14 protein-coding genes are annotated in these 16,287 nt (G+C 56.8%); 7 read left to right on the forward strand and 7 right to left on the reverse strand.

Going from position 1 to position 16,287, the window contains the following annotated elements; all coding sequences use genetic code 11:
- Positions 1 to 23 precede the first annotated feature (23 nt).
- On the reverse strand, positions 24 to 587 hold the full coding sequence (locus tag HWX74_RS19820; protein ID WP_176015280.1) for a TetR/AcrR family transcriptional regulator: 564 nt from the start codon (positions 585 to 587) through the stop codon (positions 24 to 26).
- Positions 588 to 646: 59 nt separating this feature from the next.
- On the opposite strand from HWX74_RS19820, the gene HWX74_RS19825 reads away from it, so the two are divergent.
- Both HWX74_RS19825 and HWX74_RS19830 read left to right on the forward strand, forming a co-directional pair.
- Positions 647 to 871, forward strand: a complete 225-nt coding sequence (locus HWX74_RS19825) for a hypothetical protein (RefSeq protein WP_176015281.1) — start codon at positions 647 to 649, stop codon at positions 869 to 871.
- Positions 872 to 938: 67 nt separating this feature from the next.
- A complete protein-coding gene (locus HWX74_RS19830) occupies positions 939 to 1,523 on the forward strand; it encodes a flavodoxin family protein (protein WP_176015282.1) in 585 nt (194 codons plus the stop codon).
- 47 nt (positions 1,524 to 1,570) lie between these two features.
- Here HWX74_RS19830 and HWX74_RS19835 read toward each other — a convergent pair whose 3' ends face one another.
- Positions 1,571 to 2,947, reverse strand: a complete 1,377-nt coding sequence (locus HWX74_RS19835; RefSeq protein WP_217705037.1) for an MATE family efflux transporter — start codon at positions 2,945 to 2,947, stop codon at positions 1,571 to 1,573.
- Positions 2,948 to 3,420: 473 nt separating this feature from the next.
- On the opposite strand from HWX74_RS19835, the gene HWX74_RS19840 reads away from it, so the two are divergent.
- The gene (locus HWX74_RS19840) at positions 3,421 to 3,942 is read left to right on the forward strand and encodes an O-acetyl-ADP-ribose deacetylase (RefSeq protein WP_176015284.1); all 522 of its coding nucleotides are present in this window, start codon (positions 3,421 to 3,423) and stop codon (positions 3,940 to 3,942) included.
- Between the two features lie 51 nt (positions 3,943 to 3,993).
- Here HWX74_RS19840 and HWX74_RS19845 read toward each other — a convergent pair whose 3' ends face one another.
- The 4 genes from HWX74_RS19845 to HWX74_RS19860 all read right to left on the reverse strand — a co-directional run bounded on the left by HWX74_RS19845 (position 3,994) and on the right by HWX74_RS19860 (position 11,125).
- On the reverse strand, positions 3,994 to 5,319 hold the full coding sequence (locus HWX74_RS19845) for an HlyD family type I secretion periplasmic adaptor subunit (protein ID WP_176015285.1): 1,326 nt from the start codon (positions 5,317 to 5,319) through the stop codon (positions 3,994 to 3,996).
- Positions 5,316 to 7,934 carry a peptidase domain-containing ABC transporter gene (locus tag HWX74_RS19850; RefSeq protein ID WP_176015286.1) on the reverse strand — a complete coding sequence of 873 codons (2,619 nt, stop codon included), beginning with the start codon at positions 7,932 to 7,934 and terminating at the stop codon, positions 5,316 to 5,318. The genes HWX74_RS19845 and HWX74_RS19850 overlap by 4 nt, the downstream gene beginning before the upstream one ends.
- A 123-nt stretch (positions 7,935 to 8,057) precedes the next feature.
- On the reverse strand, positions 8,058 to 9,803 hold the full coding sequence (locus HWX74_RS19855) for an ABC transporter ATP-binding protein (protein WP_176015287.1): 1,746 nt from the start codon (positions 9,801 to 9,803) through the stop codon (positions 8,058 to 8,060).
- A 125-nt stretch (positions 9,804 to 9,928) separates the two neighbouring features.
- The gene (locus tag HWX74_RS19860; protein ID WP_176015288.1) at positions 9,929 to 11,125 is read right to left on the reverse strand and encodes an argininosuccinate synthase; all 1,197 of its coding nucleotides are present in this window, start codon (positions 11,123 to 11,125) and stop codon (positions 9,929 to 9,931) included.
- Between the two features lie 122 nt (positions 11,126 to 11,247).
- On the opposite strand from HWX74_RS19860, the gene HWX74_RS19865 reads away from it, so the two are divergent.
- Positions 11,248 to 12,123, forward strand: coding sequence for a uracil-DNA glycosylase (locus HWX74_RS19865; protein ID WP_217705038.1), 876 nt, complete (start codon positions 11,248 to 11,250; stop codon positions 12,121 to 12,123).
- A gap of 19 nt (positions 12,124 to 12,142) precedes the next feature.
- Complete coding sequence (locus HWX74_RS19870) at positions 12,143 to 12,814, forward strand: CatA-like O-acetyltransferase (protein WP_176015289.1); 672 nt, start codon at positions 12,143 to 12,145, stop codon at positions 12,812 to 12,814.
- 48 nt (positions 12,815 to 12,862) lie between these two features.
- Here HWX74_RS19870 and HWX74_RS19875 read toward each other — a convergent pair whose 3' ends face one another.
- Positions 12,863 to 14,965, reverse strand: coding sequence for a hypothetical protein (locus tag HWX74_RS19875; RefSeq protein WP_176015290.1), 2,103 nt, complete (start codon positions 14,963 to 14,965; stop codon positions 12,863 to 12,865).
- A gap of 366 nt (positions 14,966 to 15,331) precedes the next feature.
- On the opposite strand from HWX74_RS19875, the gene HWX74_RS19880 reads away from it, so the two are divergent.
- Entirely contained in the window at positions 15,332 to 15,967 is a 636-nt protein-coding gene (locus HWX74_RS19880; protein WP_176015291.1) for a winged helix-turn-helix domain-containing protein, read from the forward strand.
- Entirely contained in the window at positions 15,856 to 16,179 is a 324-nt protein-coding gene (locus HWX74_RS19885) for a transposase (RefSeq protein ID WP_176015292.1), read from the forward strand. The genes HWX74_RS19880 and HWX74_RS19885 overlap by 112 nt, the downstream gene beginning before the upstream one ends.
- Positions 16,180 to 16,287: the final 108 nt, after the last annotated feature.

Raw genomic sequence — 16,287 nt, forward strand, 5'->3', positions numbered from 1 at the left:
CACTAACTTATCGGTCAAAAAAATTATTTCAATAATTTCCGCAATGTTTCCAACAGCTCATCTCCTTTGAACCGCAGATCGAAAGCACCGCCGACCATCCCCCACTGTTTGATCAGCAGCCGCACCGGCCCGAATACCAACCGAAAGAGCAGTTCGGGGGCAAGATCCCGGCGTATTTCTCCATTTTCCTGCGCTTCCAGAAAATAGCCCAGGAGCGCGGCTTTGTGTCGGTGCATCATTTGCAGCATCATTTCGGAACCGTTCGGTTCATCCATAAACAGTTCTTCGGCAAACATCACCCGCGCCAGCGGCGGCTCGGCGATCACCTGCTCGAAACGACTTCTGACGAAAGCGGCCACGCCGTCAAAACCGCGCAATGCCGGATTCCCGGCCGGAACTGCCAGGTCGAAGCGTTCGATCAAGGCCTTGATGATTTCGGCTTTGTTTTTAAAATGGCGATAAATCGCCGGTTCAGTGATTCTGAGCATCCCGGCCAGATTTTTGATCGTCAGTTTTTGAATCCCGCCTTGGGCAATCAGCATCAGCGCCGCATCGATGATTTCATTCTGTCGTTTGGTCAAATTCATAAAACACCGTGTTAATTATATTTTACTAACAATATATGACCGGAAAAAGAGAGGTCAAGTTGCATCATTTTTTATTTCCGTTGAAATTTCCGGATCGAATCCCACCGCCGGATTGCGATGGCGGATATCCATTTTTTATCATTGGCGGCAGCGATATGTTTTTCACGTCCGCCGATGCAGTCCGGTATTTTATGATGCCAGAAGAGGATGACTGGGGAGATATCGAGTGCTTATTTTCGTTTGACAAGATCGGCGGCAGCGATATATTGATTGCAATCGGGTGATTTTACCCTCCGGTCTGTCGTTTCAGGCCGAACCCGATAACCGATATTCAAACAGAAAGTAACGACGATGAAAAAGATGCTGGTTCTCTACGGTTCCGGCCGTGCCAACGGCAACACCGCGACCCTGACCAAACTGGTGCTTTCCCAATTGCCCGCCGGCAGTGTGGAAGTCGAAGAGATCGACCTGCGTAAACTCGAAAACAAATTCGGCGGCTGCTCCTCCTGTTACGGCTGTCAGAAAGTCGGCAACTATCGATGCGTCCAGAAAGACGAAACCGCCGCCCTGATCAACCGGCTGCCGGAATTCGATCTGGTGTTGTTTGCCTCGCCGGTTTATTTCTTCAATTTTTCCGCCCAGACCAAAGCGTTCATGGACCGGCTGATGGCGCTGTTGAAGCATGAAGCGGACGGCTCAATGTCCACGCCGTTGGCCCGAATGAAGTTTGCCTATGTGATGACTTCCGGAGGCGACGAGAATGACAGTGGGGTCGAAACCGCCAAGGTATGTGCCGGATATCTGGCGGAATTTGCCGCCATGCCGCCGCCGCAATTTTTCTATCGCGGCAACTGCGTCGATATCGCCAGGGAGATTGCCGGCGATCCTTCTCTGGCTGCCGCCGCCGCGCAGTTTGCCGAAGAACTGGTCAAGTAAGAAGATACGCCGGCCGCTCCGGTTTTTCCGGAGCGGCGCCGCAGGCTTTAGGTTCCCGCCTCGTAAGCGAAGGCCGGATGACCGGCCGGCCGGTAACGGCGGTAGCGCAAATTCGCATAACGCCGCATGGCGATCATATAAGTGATGATCAACAGCGTTGCCGCGCCGATCCAGGCTGCCGGCGAGGCCAGGCAAACGCCCGGATAACCGTAATATCTGGCGAACACGAACGCCGCAATCACCCGCAGAATCAGTTCACTGACGCCGGCCATCAGCGGAATGAAGGCAAACCCCATCCCCTGCAGCGTATTCCTGAAAATGAACAGCAAACCGAGAATCAAATAAAACGAACCGTTCAGGATCAGATAGGTCTGGGATGCGTCGATGACCTCCGTTTCCCCTGCCCCGACGAACAGTGCCGTCAGCGGTCGTCCCAGCAACAGCACGAACAAACCGGCGACAATGCTGCAGACCACACAGACTGCCGTCGCTTTGTTGACGCCGGAACGGATGCGGCCGATCTTGCCGGCGCCGAAGTTCTGGGCGGCATAAGTGGCCATGGTCAGACCGAGCGAAGCGAGCGTCTGCACGGCCAGTTGATCGATTTTGGAGCCGGCGGTGAAACCGGCGACCGCGGTCGAACCGAACAGATTCAGGACCGATTGGAGAATGATGCAGCCGACCGCCGTAATCGAAAATTGGAACGCCATCGGCAAGCCGACCCGCAAGTGTTCCCAGGCAAAGGCGAAATCCCATTTCCAATCCGCTTTTTTCAATTTGAGAATCGGAAATTTGCATGACACATACCAGAGACAGAGAAAACCGGAAACTGCCTGGGAGACGACCGTTGCCCAGGCTGCGCCGGCGACCCCCATGCCGAAGGTCAGAATGAACAGGAAATCCAACCCGATGTTCAGCAACGACGCGACCACCAGAAAGATCAGCGGCGTAACGCTGTCGCCGAGGGCGCGGATGATGCTTGAAATCATATTGTAGAATACCGTCGCCCAGATGCCGTAATAAATCGCCGACATGTAGATGACGGTATCTTCCATCAGATCGTCCGGCGTATTCATCACTTCAAACAGCGGCCGGACCGTCAAAACACACAGTAACGTGATTGCCAGCGTGGTCACGATACACAACAGCGTGGAGGTTGCCACCGAGCGCCGCACGCCGTCATAGTCCTTGGCGCCGAAACATTGGCCGGTAATCACCGCGAAACCGCCGGTCAGCCCGAAAAAGAAGCCGAGCACCAGGAAACTGACGCCGCCGGTGACGCCGACCGCCGCCAACGCCTGCACGCTGATGGTCCGTCCGACGATGATCGTGTCGGCCATGCTGTAAAACTGTTGAAACAGACACCCGAGAAAGACCGGCAATGAAAACCGGATAATCACTTTCAGCGGGTTCCCCGTTGTCATATCCTGTGTCATGAGATGTCCTTCTGAGAACGTTACCGTAATTTTTTCTTTCGCCTCCAGACAGTATTGAAGGCGCAATTGATCGTTGCTTACTGAACAAAAGAGGGAATTATCGAAGATTTTCTGAAATTCCAGAGAGCCTGAAAAAAGCGATATGCCGGTCAAAACGATACCGGTCAATCATTCCGCATCGACCAAAATTTCCGTTCCGCTTTTTTCGCGCCGCTTTATCCTTCACCCATATTGAGTTGCGCTTTCTTCAAAGCGTTCTCCTCTTCGGATGGCACGCTTTGCCGTGCCGTCCCGCCTTGAACCGATTCTTATTTTTGGCAATGCTTCTTACTATACAATTGAAAAAGCGAATTTCAAATGGCGGAAATTCAGCGGTCATAAATTTTTACCGTTTGGCATTGCCGGCGGGAAAGGCTATATTATTCCGTCAGCGAGCCATCATACACCGGAGGTAGACATCTATGCGAATTCGGGCAGTCAAAGCCGATATCACCACCCTGCCGGTCGATGCCATCGTCAATGCGGCAAATTGTTCTTTGCTGGGCGGCGGCGGCGTTGACGGCGCCATCCACCGGGCCGCCGGACCGGAATTGCTGGAAGTTTGTCGAAAGTTCGGCGGCTGCAAAACCGGCGAAGCGCGCCTGACGCCGGGCTTCCGGCTGCCGGCCCGTTACATCATTCATACGCCGGGTCCGGTCTGGCGCGGCGGCTCTTGCCGGGAAGCGGCGCTGCTGCGCAATTGCTACCTCAACTCGCTGGCGCTGGCGGCGGCGGAACGTTGCCGGTCGGTTGCCTTCCCGGGTATTTCGATCGGCGTTTACGGTTATCCCAAACGGGAAGCTGCCGGAATTGCCGTCCGGACCGTCCGGTCCTGGACGGACGGCTGGCCGCAGGAGGTGATATTCTGCTGCTTTTCCGATGAAATTCTGGAGCTGTACCAAACCGTCCTGGCCGAAATGCCGGAGGCGTCGGAGCCGTTTTAAGTCATTCGGCTCCAGCGCCGCCGGGGAACAACGCCGAATGCCGGGTGATTCTTACGGTTCCCGCGCCGATTGATCAAGCGCTTTGATCAGCGGATGCAGAATGTATTCGATGATTCGCCGTTTGCCGACCCGCATGTCCACTTGCGCTTCCATGCCCGGCCGCAGATGGAAGTTTTCCGGCACGTATTCCAGCCGCCCGCTGACTTCCAGCCGGGCCCGATAGAAGGTTTTCGCCTCGCCTTTGCTGCCGGCCTGTTCCAGCGTATTGTCCGAGATCGTCCGGATACGGCCTTCCAAAGTGCCGTACTTCTGGAATGGATAGGCATTCAGCTTGATCCTGGCGGTGCTGCCGACCTCCACTTTGCCGATATCCCGCGGCTGGAGCTCCACCTCCAGTTCCGGCTTTTCGGTGACCGGCACCAGCGTAATCAGCGCTTCCGCTTCCCGTACCGCCGAATTGGCCGAAAAAGAGGCGATTTCCAGCACCGTGGCATCGGCCGGCGACCGCAGCAGGTCGTAGGTGGCCAGCCGCTGCGCTTTCTCATACTGTTTTTCGATGTTGGACATATCGCGTTCGGTGGTCACCAACTGCTCGGAAATGGTCTGATTCCACTCTTCGATGAACGATTCCCGCTGGGCGACCGCCGATTGATGTTCATGTTCCAGTTCGGTCAGCGAATTGCGCAGGTTGGCGACGTCGCCTTCCACCTGAAGCTGCTTGAATTTCCACTCCAGCATTTCCCGCCGGGTGACCGATCCGCCGCCTTCCTCCACCTGTTTGTAGATGCCGATGATGTCGCCGAGCACCTGAAGACTTTCGTATTGTTTCTCGAAATTTTCCTTCTGGCTCTTTTGCGCCGCCTCAATCCGCTTGATATTCTCTTCATAATAATCGATTTTGGCCCGATAGGAACTCTGCCGCTGCCGGTAGATCGCCTCCTGGTACCGTTCGGCGATCGATTCCGGATCGGTCGCCCGGTAGGGCTGACCGGTGAATTCGGCCCGCACCCGGTTGAATTCGGCCCGCAGGCTCTCCAGCTGACTGCCGAACCGCTGCGCTTCCGCCTGGCTGATCGTCGTGTCGAAGGTGATCAGCACCTGGTCTTTCTTGACGAAATCGCCGACCTTGACATTGATCTCCTTGATCACCGAACGTTCATACGGTTTCAACACGATATCGTGATCGGTCACCACTTTGCCGGTGGCGGTGACGATGACGTCCACTTCGGAAACGCAGGCCCAAACTACGACACCGGCAAAAAATAACGCGGCCCAGAGCAGCCCGACGCGGCCCCACCAGGGCAGCCGCCGGCTGGCGAGTTCCAGTGCATCGCTTTGAAAAGCGACGGCATCCGATGAAATATGCTGTTTTTTCATGATATTGTAATTGATCCGAGTTGGTTGGCGACCTGGAGCGAAGCGGCGGAATTGCCGGACAGTTGATGGCGGCCGAGCTGCTGCATCCAGAAGTCATGGTAAGTTCCAGGCATTTTCATCAATTCCCGGTGCGGTGCGAAAGCGGCTCTCTCGCCATTTTCCAGCACCAGGATGCGGTCGGCGCCGCTGACGATCGACAGGCGGTGCGAAATGATCAGCACCGTCCGGCCGCGCGAAATGGCGTTCAGATTGTTCTGGATGACTTCTTCGCTCTCCGGGTCCAGCGCGCTGGTCGCTTCGTCGAAAATCAGGATCGGCGGATTGGTCAGCAGCGCCCGGGCGATCGCCAGCCGCTGTTTCTGGCCGCCGGACAAATTGGAAGCGTTTTCCTCCAGATAGGTGTCGTACCCCTTCTGCAGTCGCTGGATGAATTCGTCGGCGCCGGCCAGCTTGGCCGCATAGATGATCTCCTCCAGCGAAGCGCTTTTTTTGGTCAGGCAGATATTTTCCCGGACCGTGCCGCTGAAAAAGTAATTCTCCTGCAGTACGACACCAATGCTGCTGCGCAAATGCGCCTTGTCGATTTCCCGCAGGTCGATGCCGTCCAGCTTGACCAAGCCCTGCTGTACCGGATACAGGCCCTGCAGCAGCTTGGTCAGCGTCGTTTTGCCGGACCCGGAGCGGCCGACGATGCCGATGACCGTGCCGGGATTGATTTCGAGACTGAAATTCCGGATCACCTGCGGTCCATCCGGCGTATATTGGAAGGTGACGTTGTCGAATTCGACCTTGCCTTTCAGCGCGTTGCGCACGCCGCCGCCGGCCGGCTCCGGCCGGGAGTTCATCACCACCCCGAGCATCCGGACCGACAGCGCCACCTGCTGGTATTCGTGAATCAGCGAGACCAGTTTGACCAAAGGCCCGGTAACCCGGCCGGAAAGCATTTGAAAGGCGATCAAGGCACCGATGCTCATCGTATGGTTGAATACCGACAGCGCTCCGAGCCAGATGACCGTGACCGTCATCGTCGTCTCCAGAAACTGGCTGATCGCCCGGGCGGTAATCGAAATCTTGCCGACACTGAAATAAGCGTTGATCGAATAAGCGGTCGTGTCGTCCCAGGCTTTTTCCTCGACCGGTTCCAGCGCCAGCGATTTTACCGTCCGGATGCCGTGGATCGATTCGACCAGCCGGCTCTGGCGTTTGCCCTCCGCCTGATACAGCTCATGCAGCCGGTGTTGAAACGGTTTGATCAGCAGAGCGATCACCAGCGCCATGACCAACGCGAAACCGAGCACCACCCCGGTCAGCGGCGGACTGTACAGCCAGAGGAATGGAACGAATACCACCAGCGACAGCAATTCCAGCACCGTGAAAAACAGGTTGCCGGAAAGAAAGCCGCGAATTTTTTCGGTCTGCTGCATGTGTTTGAGCAAGACTCCGGAAGGAACCTTTTCAAAAAAATCGATCGGCAGCCGCATCAGGTGCCGGAAGGTCTTGGTCGCGGTGCTGATGTCGATCTTGTTTGTGGCGAAGAGCAACAGATAACTGCGCAGAAATTCCATGCCGCAGTTGAAGGCCAGCGCCAGAATGATCGCGACTCCCAGCACGTTCAACGTATCGTAGGTTTCGTTGACCAGCACTTTGTCGACGACGATCTGGAAAAACAGCGGCGTCACCAGGGCGATCGCGTTAATCATCAGCACCGCCAGGATGATCTGTCCGAAGACTCCTTTCAGTTTGAGGAATTCCGGAATGAACCAGCGCAGCCCGAACGGCTGTTCTTCGCTCGACAGCGAATAGACCCGTTTGATCAGCCAGCCGCGGCCGGCGCAATTCTCTTCGTATTGCTCCCGGTCCCAGAATTGGAAATGCGTCCCTCCCTGCTCCGCCTTGTTTGCCGGATCGACGACGACCAGCTGGTCGCCGTCCTTTTCCGACCGGCGCACGCCGCAGACGATCAGGCTTCCGCCGTTCTTTTTGAGTGCGATCAACGGGAAAGCGTCGCCGAGGTGGAACAATTTTTTCCAGGGCAGTTTCACTGCCTTGCATTTCATCTGCTGGTCGTTCAGGATTCGCGCCATCAGCCGGTCGCCGATATCCGCTTCGCCGATCGCATAATCGTGCATCAGCCGCCGCAGATCCAACGGCAACCCGTGATGTTTGCCGATCGAAACCAGGCAGAACAACCGGGAATATTTGACGATGTCGATGTTCTGCAAAGATCGGAAACCGATGACGGTTTCCAGTGGTTTCCGCTTGAATTGCTCCACCGGACAATTGACCATATGCGGCGCCGGCGACAACGGGTCGAAATAGACGACTGCATTGAGCTTTTCCAGTTGCCCCGGGTCAATCAGGCAGATCCAGTGATTGTCCGCCAGTTGCACCAGCGTCGGCCCGACGGCGGTGGCCAGCCCGGCCAGGCCGGCTTCCTTCAATTCCGGCCCCAACTGCAACTGTTCTGCCAGCGCCAGGACGGTACCGGTCTGATCGGTACGGTAATTTTCCTTCAATTCCCCGGTCAGCAATGCGTCGAAATTCACCTGCCGCCGCAAATTCTGCACGATGCTTTGCAGGCAGACCAGACCGGAAAGGCAATCATTTATCGCCATTTAACACTTATCCCTTCTCAACCGCGAATTATGCCGCCGTCCATCAAGTGCGGCAATCGTTAATTGTATCACCATTCCACAACCCTGTCAATCCCTTCGCCAATTCTTTTGCCGCTCTTCAATTCAACTCAACTGCGCCAGCAGCGCCCGGAAGGCCGCGGATTCCCGGAGCAACGTCTCATAGGTGCCGTCGGCCGCGACCCGGCCATCCTGCAGCATCACCACCCGTTGCGCCATCTGCATCAACGACTGGCGGTGGGTGATGATAATGACGGTGCGGCCGGCCAGTTCCCGGTGCAGCAATTGCGCGATCTGCTGTTCCAGCCGGCCGTCCAGTGTCGCCGACGGCTCGTCCAGGATCATCATGTCGACGTTCCGCAGCAATTCCCGGATGATCGTGATCCGCAGCCGCTGGCCGGCCGACAACCGGCTGCCGGCCTCGCCCAGCTTGCCGTCCAGGCCGCCGAGAGCCGTCAGGATGTCTTCGCTGCCGGTGCGTTGAAACAACTCCAGCATCGCCGCATCGCCGACCGACGGATTGCCGAATTGCAGATTGGCCCGCAAAGTGTCGTCCAACAGCTGCGGTTTGGTGCTGACATAACCGATCTTGTCGCGCAGCGACTGCAGCTTGATTTCCGCCAGGTCATTGCCGTCCAGCCGGATTCGGCCGGATTCCGGCCGGTAAAGCCGCAACAGCAGCGCCGCCAGGGTGCTTTTGCCGACTCCGCTGGGACCGACCACCGCCACCATTTCACCCGGGTTGATTTCCAGCGTCAGTTCCCTCAGGACCGGCTGGCCGGGACGGTACCCGAAGGTGACCTGCTCGAATTTGACATCGCCGGACAGATGTTCCAAGATCCGGCCGCTTTCCAGATTGACTTCCGGCAACTGCTTTTCCAGCGCCCGCAGCCGGGCGGCCGCGGCACGCGATTGCTGCAGGTTGCACTCCAGATAACCGAGATTGACCGCCGGCCGCAGCAGCATGTTGAAATAGGCTTGCAGCGCCAGCAGCGCGCCGGGCGACAGTATGCCTTTGACGACATACCAGGCGCCGACCGCCAGCAGGATTCCCCGGCAGCCGAGCGGGATGGCCCGGATGATTTCCCGCCGGATCACGGTCAGATTGAGCGCCGAAAGGTTCAGTTTGTAAATTTCGGAAAATTGGTCGAGCAACTTTCCCTGGGTTTCCGCTTCCCGGGCGGAAGTTTTCACCAGTTTGATATTGCTGAACGATTCCTGCAGCTTGCCGTGGGTGACCGCCGATGCCTCCTGCTGCTTCCAGGCCAGCTCGAACTGTTTGCGGACGAAGCGGCGGTTGAGGCAGTACAGCAGGATGGCGGCGGTCGCCGCCAGGACGAACAGGCGCCATTCGAAATAACAGAGCAGCACGCCGCCGCCGATGAACTGCAGCGCGATCGACAACAGATTGAACACCGCGCCGGAATACAGCGGCCGCAGTTCGGCCAAATCGCGGGTAAAACGGCCGCTCAAATAAGCACTGCCGGCCGAATCGAAAAAATCGCTCGGCAAACGCAACAGGTGTCCGGTGAAAAATCGCTGCAGATCCAGCGAAACGGAAACCCCCAGCCGGCTGTTGCCGTAAAATTGCAGCGACTGTGCAGCCATGCCGGCCAGCGTCAGGCCGACCAGGATCAGCAATGTCGGCCAGAATTGCGGATAGGAACGTTCAATCAAGACTTTGTCGACGAAATAGCGCTGGACCAGCGGCGAGATGTAGTTGCAGAGAAGTGCGGCGAGCAGCAGCAACAGCAGCCCCGCCAGAATGCGCCAGCGGCGGCGCAGCGAAGGCAATAACAGCCGGAGGACTTCCGTCCACGGCAACAAATCCGGAGGCTGCACTTCCGCCACAGGTTAAACTTCTCCTGTTCCCGTTTTTTCACCATTGCCGCTCCCCCTGCCCTTTTCCGGCCGGGACGGCGGAGCAAAAACAATTCCGGCTGCCGCAGATTCGGCAGCCGGAATTCGAATCCCAATCAATAACGATGCTGTTTGCTGCGGGCCAGCACCCGCAGCCGCAAAGCATTCAACCGGATGAATCCTTCGGCATCCTTGTGGTTGTAGGCATCCGCACCTTCGAAGCTGGCGATCGCGTCGTCATACAAACTGTATTCCGAACGGCGGCCGGTCACATGGCAGGCGCCCTTGAACAGCTTGACTCGCACTTCGCCAGTGACGAACCGCTGGCTTTCGGTGATTGCCGCCTGCAGCATTTCCCGCTCCGGCGCATACCAGAAACCGTTGTAGACCATGTCGGCATAACGCGGAATGAAACTGTCGCGCAGGTGCATCACTTCGCGGTCCATCGTGATCGATTCCATCGCCCGGTGGGCATGGTGCAGAATCGTACCGCCGGGCGTTTCATAGACGCCGCGCGATTTCATCCCGACGAAACGGTTTTCGACGATATCGACCCGGCCGACCGCATGTTTTTTACCGAGTGCGTTCAGTTTGCGCATCAGGCACGCCGGCGACAGTTCCTCGCCGTTGACCTTGACCGGCACCCCTTTTTCAAAGGTGATGACGACGTCTTCCGGCGCGTCGGCCGCCTTGCTCAGCGGACTGGTCATCACGGCGATGTCCTCCGGAAATTCATTCCACGGATTTTCCAGCACGCCGCCCTCGAAACTGATGTGCAACAGGTTGCGGTCCATGCTGTAGGGCTTGGCTGCCGTCGTCGACACCGGAATGCCGTTTTTCCTGGCGTATTCGACCAGATCCATCCGGCCGGTGAAATTCCATTCCCGCCATGGAGCGATAACCTTGATATTCGGCTCCATCGCGTAGGCGGTCAACTCGAAACGCACCTGGTCGTTGCCTTTGCCGGTGGCGCCGTGGCAGATCGCATCGGCGCCTTCGGCCCGGGCTATTTCGATCAGGCGCTTGCCGATCAACGGCCGGGCGATCGAAGTACCCAGCAGGTAGGTCCCTTCATAAATCGCATTGGCCTGCATCATCGGGAAGATGAAGTCACGGGCGAACTCTTCGGTCAGGTCCTCGACATAGCATTTCGTCGCGCCGGTACGGATCGCCTTGGCTTCGACGCCGTTGAGTTCCTCCTCCTGGCCGACATCGGCGCAGAAGCCGATCACTTCGGCATGATACGTTTCCTTGACCCATTTGACGATGACGGAAGTGTCCAGACCGCCGGAATACGCGACGATTACTTTCATTTTACGATACGCTTTCCAATTGAATTTTATGTTTGTGCGATTATTATAAAGCAATGTTCTATAACATATCATTCAATCCGGCAATTCGCAAGCGCAAGTCGCGGAAAGCCGGCGGAGAAATCATGGCCAAAGTTTTTTTTGACGAGCTGCTCGAAAGCATCGCCCATGAGCAGCGCAAATACCAGGCAGTCGACGTCGACGATGCTGTCCTGAAAGAATTTTTCACCGACCGCCAAGCCGTTCCCGCCCGTCCGGAGGCGGCCCTGCCCCGCCGTGTCGACAGGATGGCGCCGGCGCCGCAGTCTTCCACCCCGGCTCCGCCCTCGCCCCGCCCGGAACCGCCGGGGGCCCGTCCGTTCCGCCAGGCGCAGCCGGAGCCGACCCGTCCGTCCACATTGCCGCCCGATCAGGAAATTCCGTTGCGGCAAGCTGCCTCGCTGGAGGAGCTGGCGGCGATTACCGCGCAGTGCGCCCGTTGCCGGCTGGCTCCGACGCGCAACCATGTGGTATTCGGCGAAGGCAATCCGCAAGCGGATTTGATGTTCATCGGCGAAGGTCCCGGCCGTGATGAAGATTTGCAGGGGCGGCCGTTTGTCGGCGCTGCCGGTCAGTTGCTCAACAAGATGATTGCCGCCATGCAGTTCACCCGCGAAAGCGTCTACATCGCCAACGTCGTCAAATGCCGGCCACCGGGCAATCGCAATCCGGAACCGGATGAAGCGGCGTCCTGCATCGGCTACCTCAACCGGCAGATCGAGTTGATCCAGCCGAAGGTGATCGTATTGCTCGGCGCCGTTGCATTGCGCTTTCTATTGAAACTGGAAGGCATTCGCAGCAAGCGCGGCCACTGGTACGAATATCGCGGGATTCCGGTGATGCCGACTTATCACCCGGCCTATCTGTTGCGCACGCCCGGCGGCAAAGCGGATGCCTGGGATGATTTGCAGCAGGTGATGAAGGTGTTCGGCAAAGTCTACCAGAAGCCGGTTCGCCGGTAGTGGAAGCTGGAGAGAACGCTTGGAAGCGCCTTATCGCATCATCGATCAAAGCAGTTGGCCGCGGCGGCGCAGTTTCGAATATTATCGAACGTTTGAAAATCAACTTTTCAATCTGACCGTTGAAATCGAAGCGGCGGCGGTTCACCGGCTGGCCGGACAACGCCGGTGTTCGTTTTTTCTGGCCATGCTCTATCCGATTCTGACGGCGGTCAACTGCGTTCCGTCGTTTCGCCAACGGATCATTGAACCGGAAACCGTGATTGAATTCGAGCGCGTCGCCGTGCTGACGCCGATTCTCGGCGCTGACGATTTGTTCACGATGGCGCTGATCGAGCGGGCCGACTCTTTCGGAACTTTTCTGGTTGCGGCGACTGCTGCCGTCGAGCGGGCCAGAAATGGTATTTTCGATCCGGCGGTGCGTCAGCGGCGGGATTACTTCTGCGCCAGTTGCATTCCCTGGTTTTCCTTTACCGCGCTCTCCAATGCCGCTTTGAGCCGGCGGCAGAGCATCGCCATTTTTAGCTGGGGCAAGATGAATGCCGGCGGACGCATTCCGCTGGCGCTGCAGTTGAATCATGCGCTGATCGACGCCCGGCAGGGCGCCTGTTTTCTCGATGCGCTGACGGAATTGCTCAACACGCCGGAAAGCTGGCTGGCCCCATTACCGGCCGCTCCGCGGTTGCGCCGCTGAAATCGACGGCATCCTTCGAGATCCGGCAAGAGCGTTTGGCAATCGTTTTCAGCCGCGGATGCCGTTCCCGCCGGTCCGGCGCCCGTGCCATTCAAACGACAGCGCCGCATCGAACACCAATGCGATAATCCAACTGACGTCCCACGGATTGTAACCGCCCCGCCACAATTGACGATCATCGCCGTCGAACCGGAAGCCGGCCTGCTTGAAATAGCTCCGGAACGGCTCGGGGTAATGGGCGATCGCCTCACACAGCGGAAAAGTCCAGTTGGTTTGAAAAAATTGTTCGCCCTGATGGCCGGGAGTCTGGAACATCCAGTCGCCGCCGCCTTGGGAGATGCCGTGACTCCAGGCGGCAAACGCGATCGAACCGGCCTGCTGCAGGTAGTCATTGCCGGTCTCCAGACCGAATTCAAACAGTTCCCAGGCCGGGAAGAAAACGTCGAGATGCTGGTTTTCCACGCTGACCGTCGACCAGCCGAGGCTCTTGAACCCGTTGCGCCGGCAGAAACTCTCCGGCGCAAACGGCACGTTCCAGCAATACATCCAGCTCAACAGCCAATCGGCAGTCACTTCCGCCCAATGGCGGTATTCCGTTTCTCCGGTCAAGCGCCAGGCCAGTGCGGCGGCAGTAAAAAACGGAATGCCGGCCTCCTTGTCCTCGCAGCCGGAATCCAGCGTAGCATGGGAAAACGGCCGGTCGAACCGGTCGCCGCCGATCATCCAATAGTTCCGCAACAGCCATTCGGCGGCGGAACGGTACTTCGGATCGTCGGTCAATGACCAGCAATGCCACAATCCGGTCAGATAAGCGGTGCCGGCAGCCGAAATTTCTTCGGCAGCCGCACTGCCGTCCGGTCGCCACATTACCGGCGGAATGCCGCAGGGCAGCAGGTGCGACAGCATGAAATCCATCCCTTCGCACAGGCACTCCAGGTAATGGTTCGGCATTGATAGCCGATGCTCCCGGGCGAACACCAGAATCCGCCCGAGGTCCGAATAGGTTTCGCCGAGCGCCCGGACGGAAAATCCTTCCGGTTCGGCTTCCCAGCGTTCCTCCTGCAACCGGTAATACGTATGGCGCAAGCCGGGCAGGCCCGTTCCGCTGTACGCCAGAAAGAAATCAAGATGCCGCCGGGCACGATCGATGTATTCCGGCGCGTCAAACAGCACGCCGTATTTGATATCGCAGAACGCCAACCGGAACGATTGACCGGTCCAGCCGTACAGATAATAGACCGGCGCCCGGTAAATGTTGCCGGGCGGCACGCAGATATAACCATCCGGCATACTGCGTTCGTCGAGTGCCGACCGTTTCAGGGCGATCATTGCCGTCCGGGAAAGAACCGGCTCCGCCTGCGGCGAGAACAGCTTGAACGCACTCTGCGGCAAATCCCGAAAACCGTGACCGGGCGACTCCAGCGTCCCCCAGTGAATGGCAAAATTTTTTCGCAGGGTATCGTCTGGCCGGAGTTCACGGTAACAACTGGAAAACGGGACCAGTCGGCATTTCAGGCCGTAAATATGATCCTTGCGGCCGTTGACGGCCACCGCCCCGGATGTGAACAGCAAAGCGGTCTCTCCGCCGGAGCGGCGTTCCAGCCCCAGCGACCACTCGTCGGCTTCGGACGGCTCCAGCAGCAATGAAAAGAAGTGGCCGTCAAATTCGACATTGCCGCCGGGAACCGGCAAACGCGTCTCTTCCAGCAGCAGGCAGTCCGCGCAATCCGTTCTGAAATGCGGCGCGCCGGACGCGCCGGTCGACGGATTGCCGTTGTAGAGCGACATCGGCAGCGTTGGATGCTCCACTGCCGGAAAAGGCAGCGCAAAGGCAAAAACCGCTGAAGACAACGGCACCGCCGCTTTCCAGCGGACCGAGCTGCGCAACCGGCCATTTTTATCGAAACGGAACGCCAGGTCGGCTGTAAAGTCGTCAAACTCCGCCGCAATTTGCAACTCCGGCGCCCGGACCGCGCCATCGCAACGGTGCAAGTTGCCCGGCCGCAGCCGCCAAGGCTGTTCTTCCCGGGAATACGACAAAACCGCTTCCAATTTGACAACATGTGTCCAGTCTCCATCCCGGAAATGCACTGAATGCGTCGCGTCATCGAACGCCAAACTTTTTTCACCCGCCGTTATCTGCCACATCATGTGTTTTCATCCCTCCCCAGTTTCATTGTTCCGGGAGAACTATAGAGCCAGGCGGTAAAAAATCAAAAGAAATCGGATAATTCAAGTGATAAAAAGTATTCCGAGTTGCGACTTGTGTCCCCGCCGGCGTCGGAAGTCGCCGGCAGAATCAACCGTGACGATAACTCCGGCGGACAAAATTTGAAGACGGTCGTTTTTTTCGGCAATTCGAATAACACATCTTTCAATTCAGACTGCAAATCCACCTCGGTATAAGGATGACGCTCATCAATTTGCCGCTCCTGATTGTAAATTTCCGTCCTTCGGTTATATAGATTCGGCAATTAACATACGTGCAATATTTGCTTGAAGGTGTATATTATCATCATGGAACCTCAAGATGCACGAAAACTCGATAAGGTCGCTCTTGAAGAGCGGCGCAAGCAGGCCGTGAGATTGTATCAAAGCGGCAAATGTAATAATTGTACGGAAATCGGAAAAATCGTCGGAGCACACCGCAATACGGTAGGCAAGTGGATAAGCAGGTGGAAAAAAAGCGGCTTGCCTGCTTTGAAAGTAAAGAAATGCGGTCGTCCAGTCGGCTTTGGACGCCGTCTGCTTCCGCATGAGGAGACCAAGATACGGAAAGATTTGGTCGATCATTGTCCGGATCAGTTAAGATTGCCATTTGCGCTCTGGACTCGTCAGGCGGTACGATTGCACATCAAGATTTCGTTTGGAATCGAAATACCAGTTCGAACCATGGGGGAGTACTTGAAACGCTGGGGATTTACCCCACAAAAACCAGTTAAGAAAGCTTATCAGCGCAATGAGGCGCACGTTCAAAAATGGCTGATTGAGGAGTATCCCCGAATCAAAAAGCTGGCAAAATCAGAAGACGCGGATATCTTTTGGGGGATGAAACAGGAATTCGCAATGACGAGGCCAAGGGCCGCAGTTATGCGCCGAAAGGCAACACCCCGGTGCAAGCAGTCAATCCGGTACGCGAAAAAGTTAATATGATCAGCGCGATTACCAACCAGGGGAAAACTCATTTCATGTTTTACAGCGAAACGATGACGGCTCAACTCCTGATCCAATTTATGGAACGTCTGATTCGTCAAAATGATCGGAAAGTGTATTTGATTCTGGATAACCTGCGGGTTCACCACAACAAAACGTTGACTGGTTTTCTGCAGGAAAACGCGGCTTTCATTAACCTGAATGTTGCATGAAACTTTCGAATCGTCGAGAAATGTTCAGAAGATTCGGAAGTTTTTATTTTCAGAGTCGGATATTGTCGTTTTTTTGCAAATTGAGCATATTCCCCCTTTCCCCCGTTG

It is taken from the genome of Victivallis sp. Marseille-Q1083 (assembly GCF_903645315.1).
Lineage (GTDB): Bacteria > Verrucomicrobiota > Lentisphaeria > Victivallales > Victivallaceae > UMGS1518.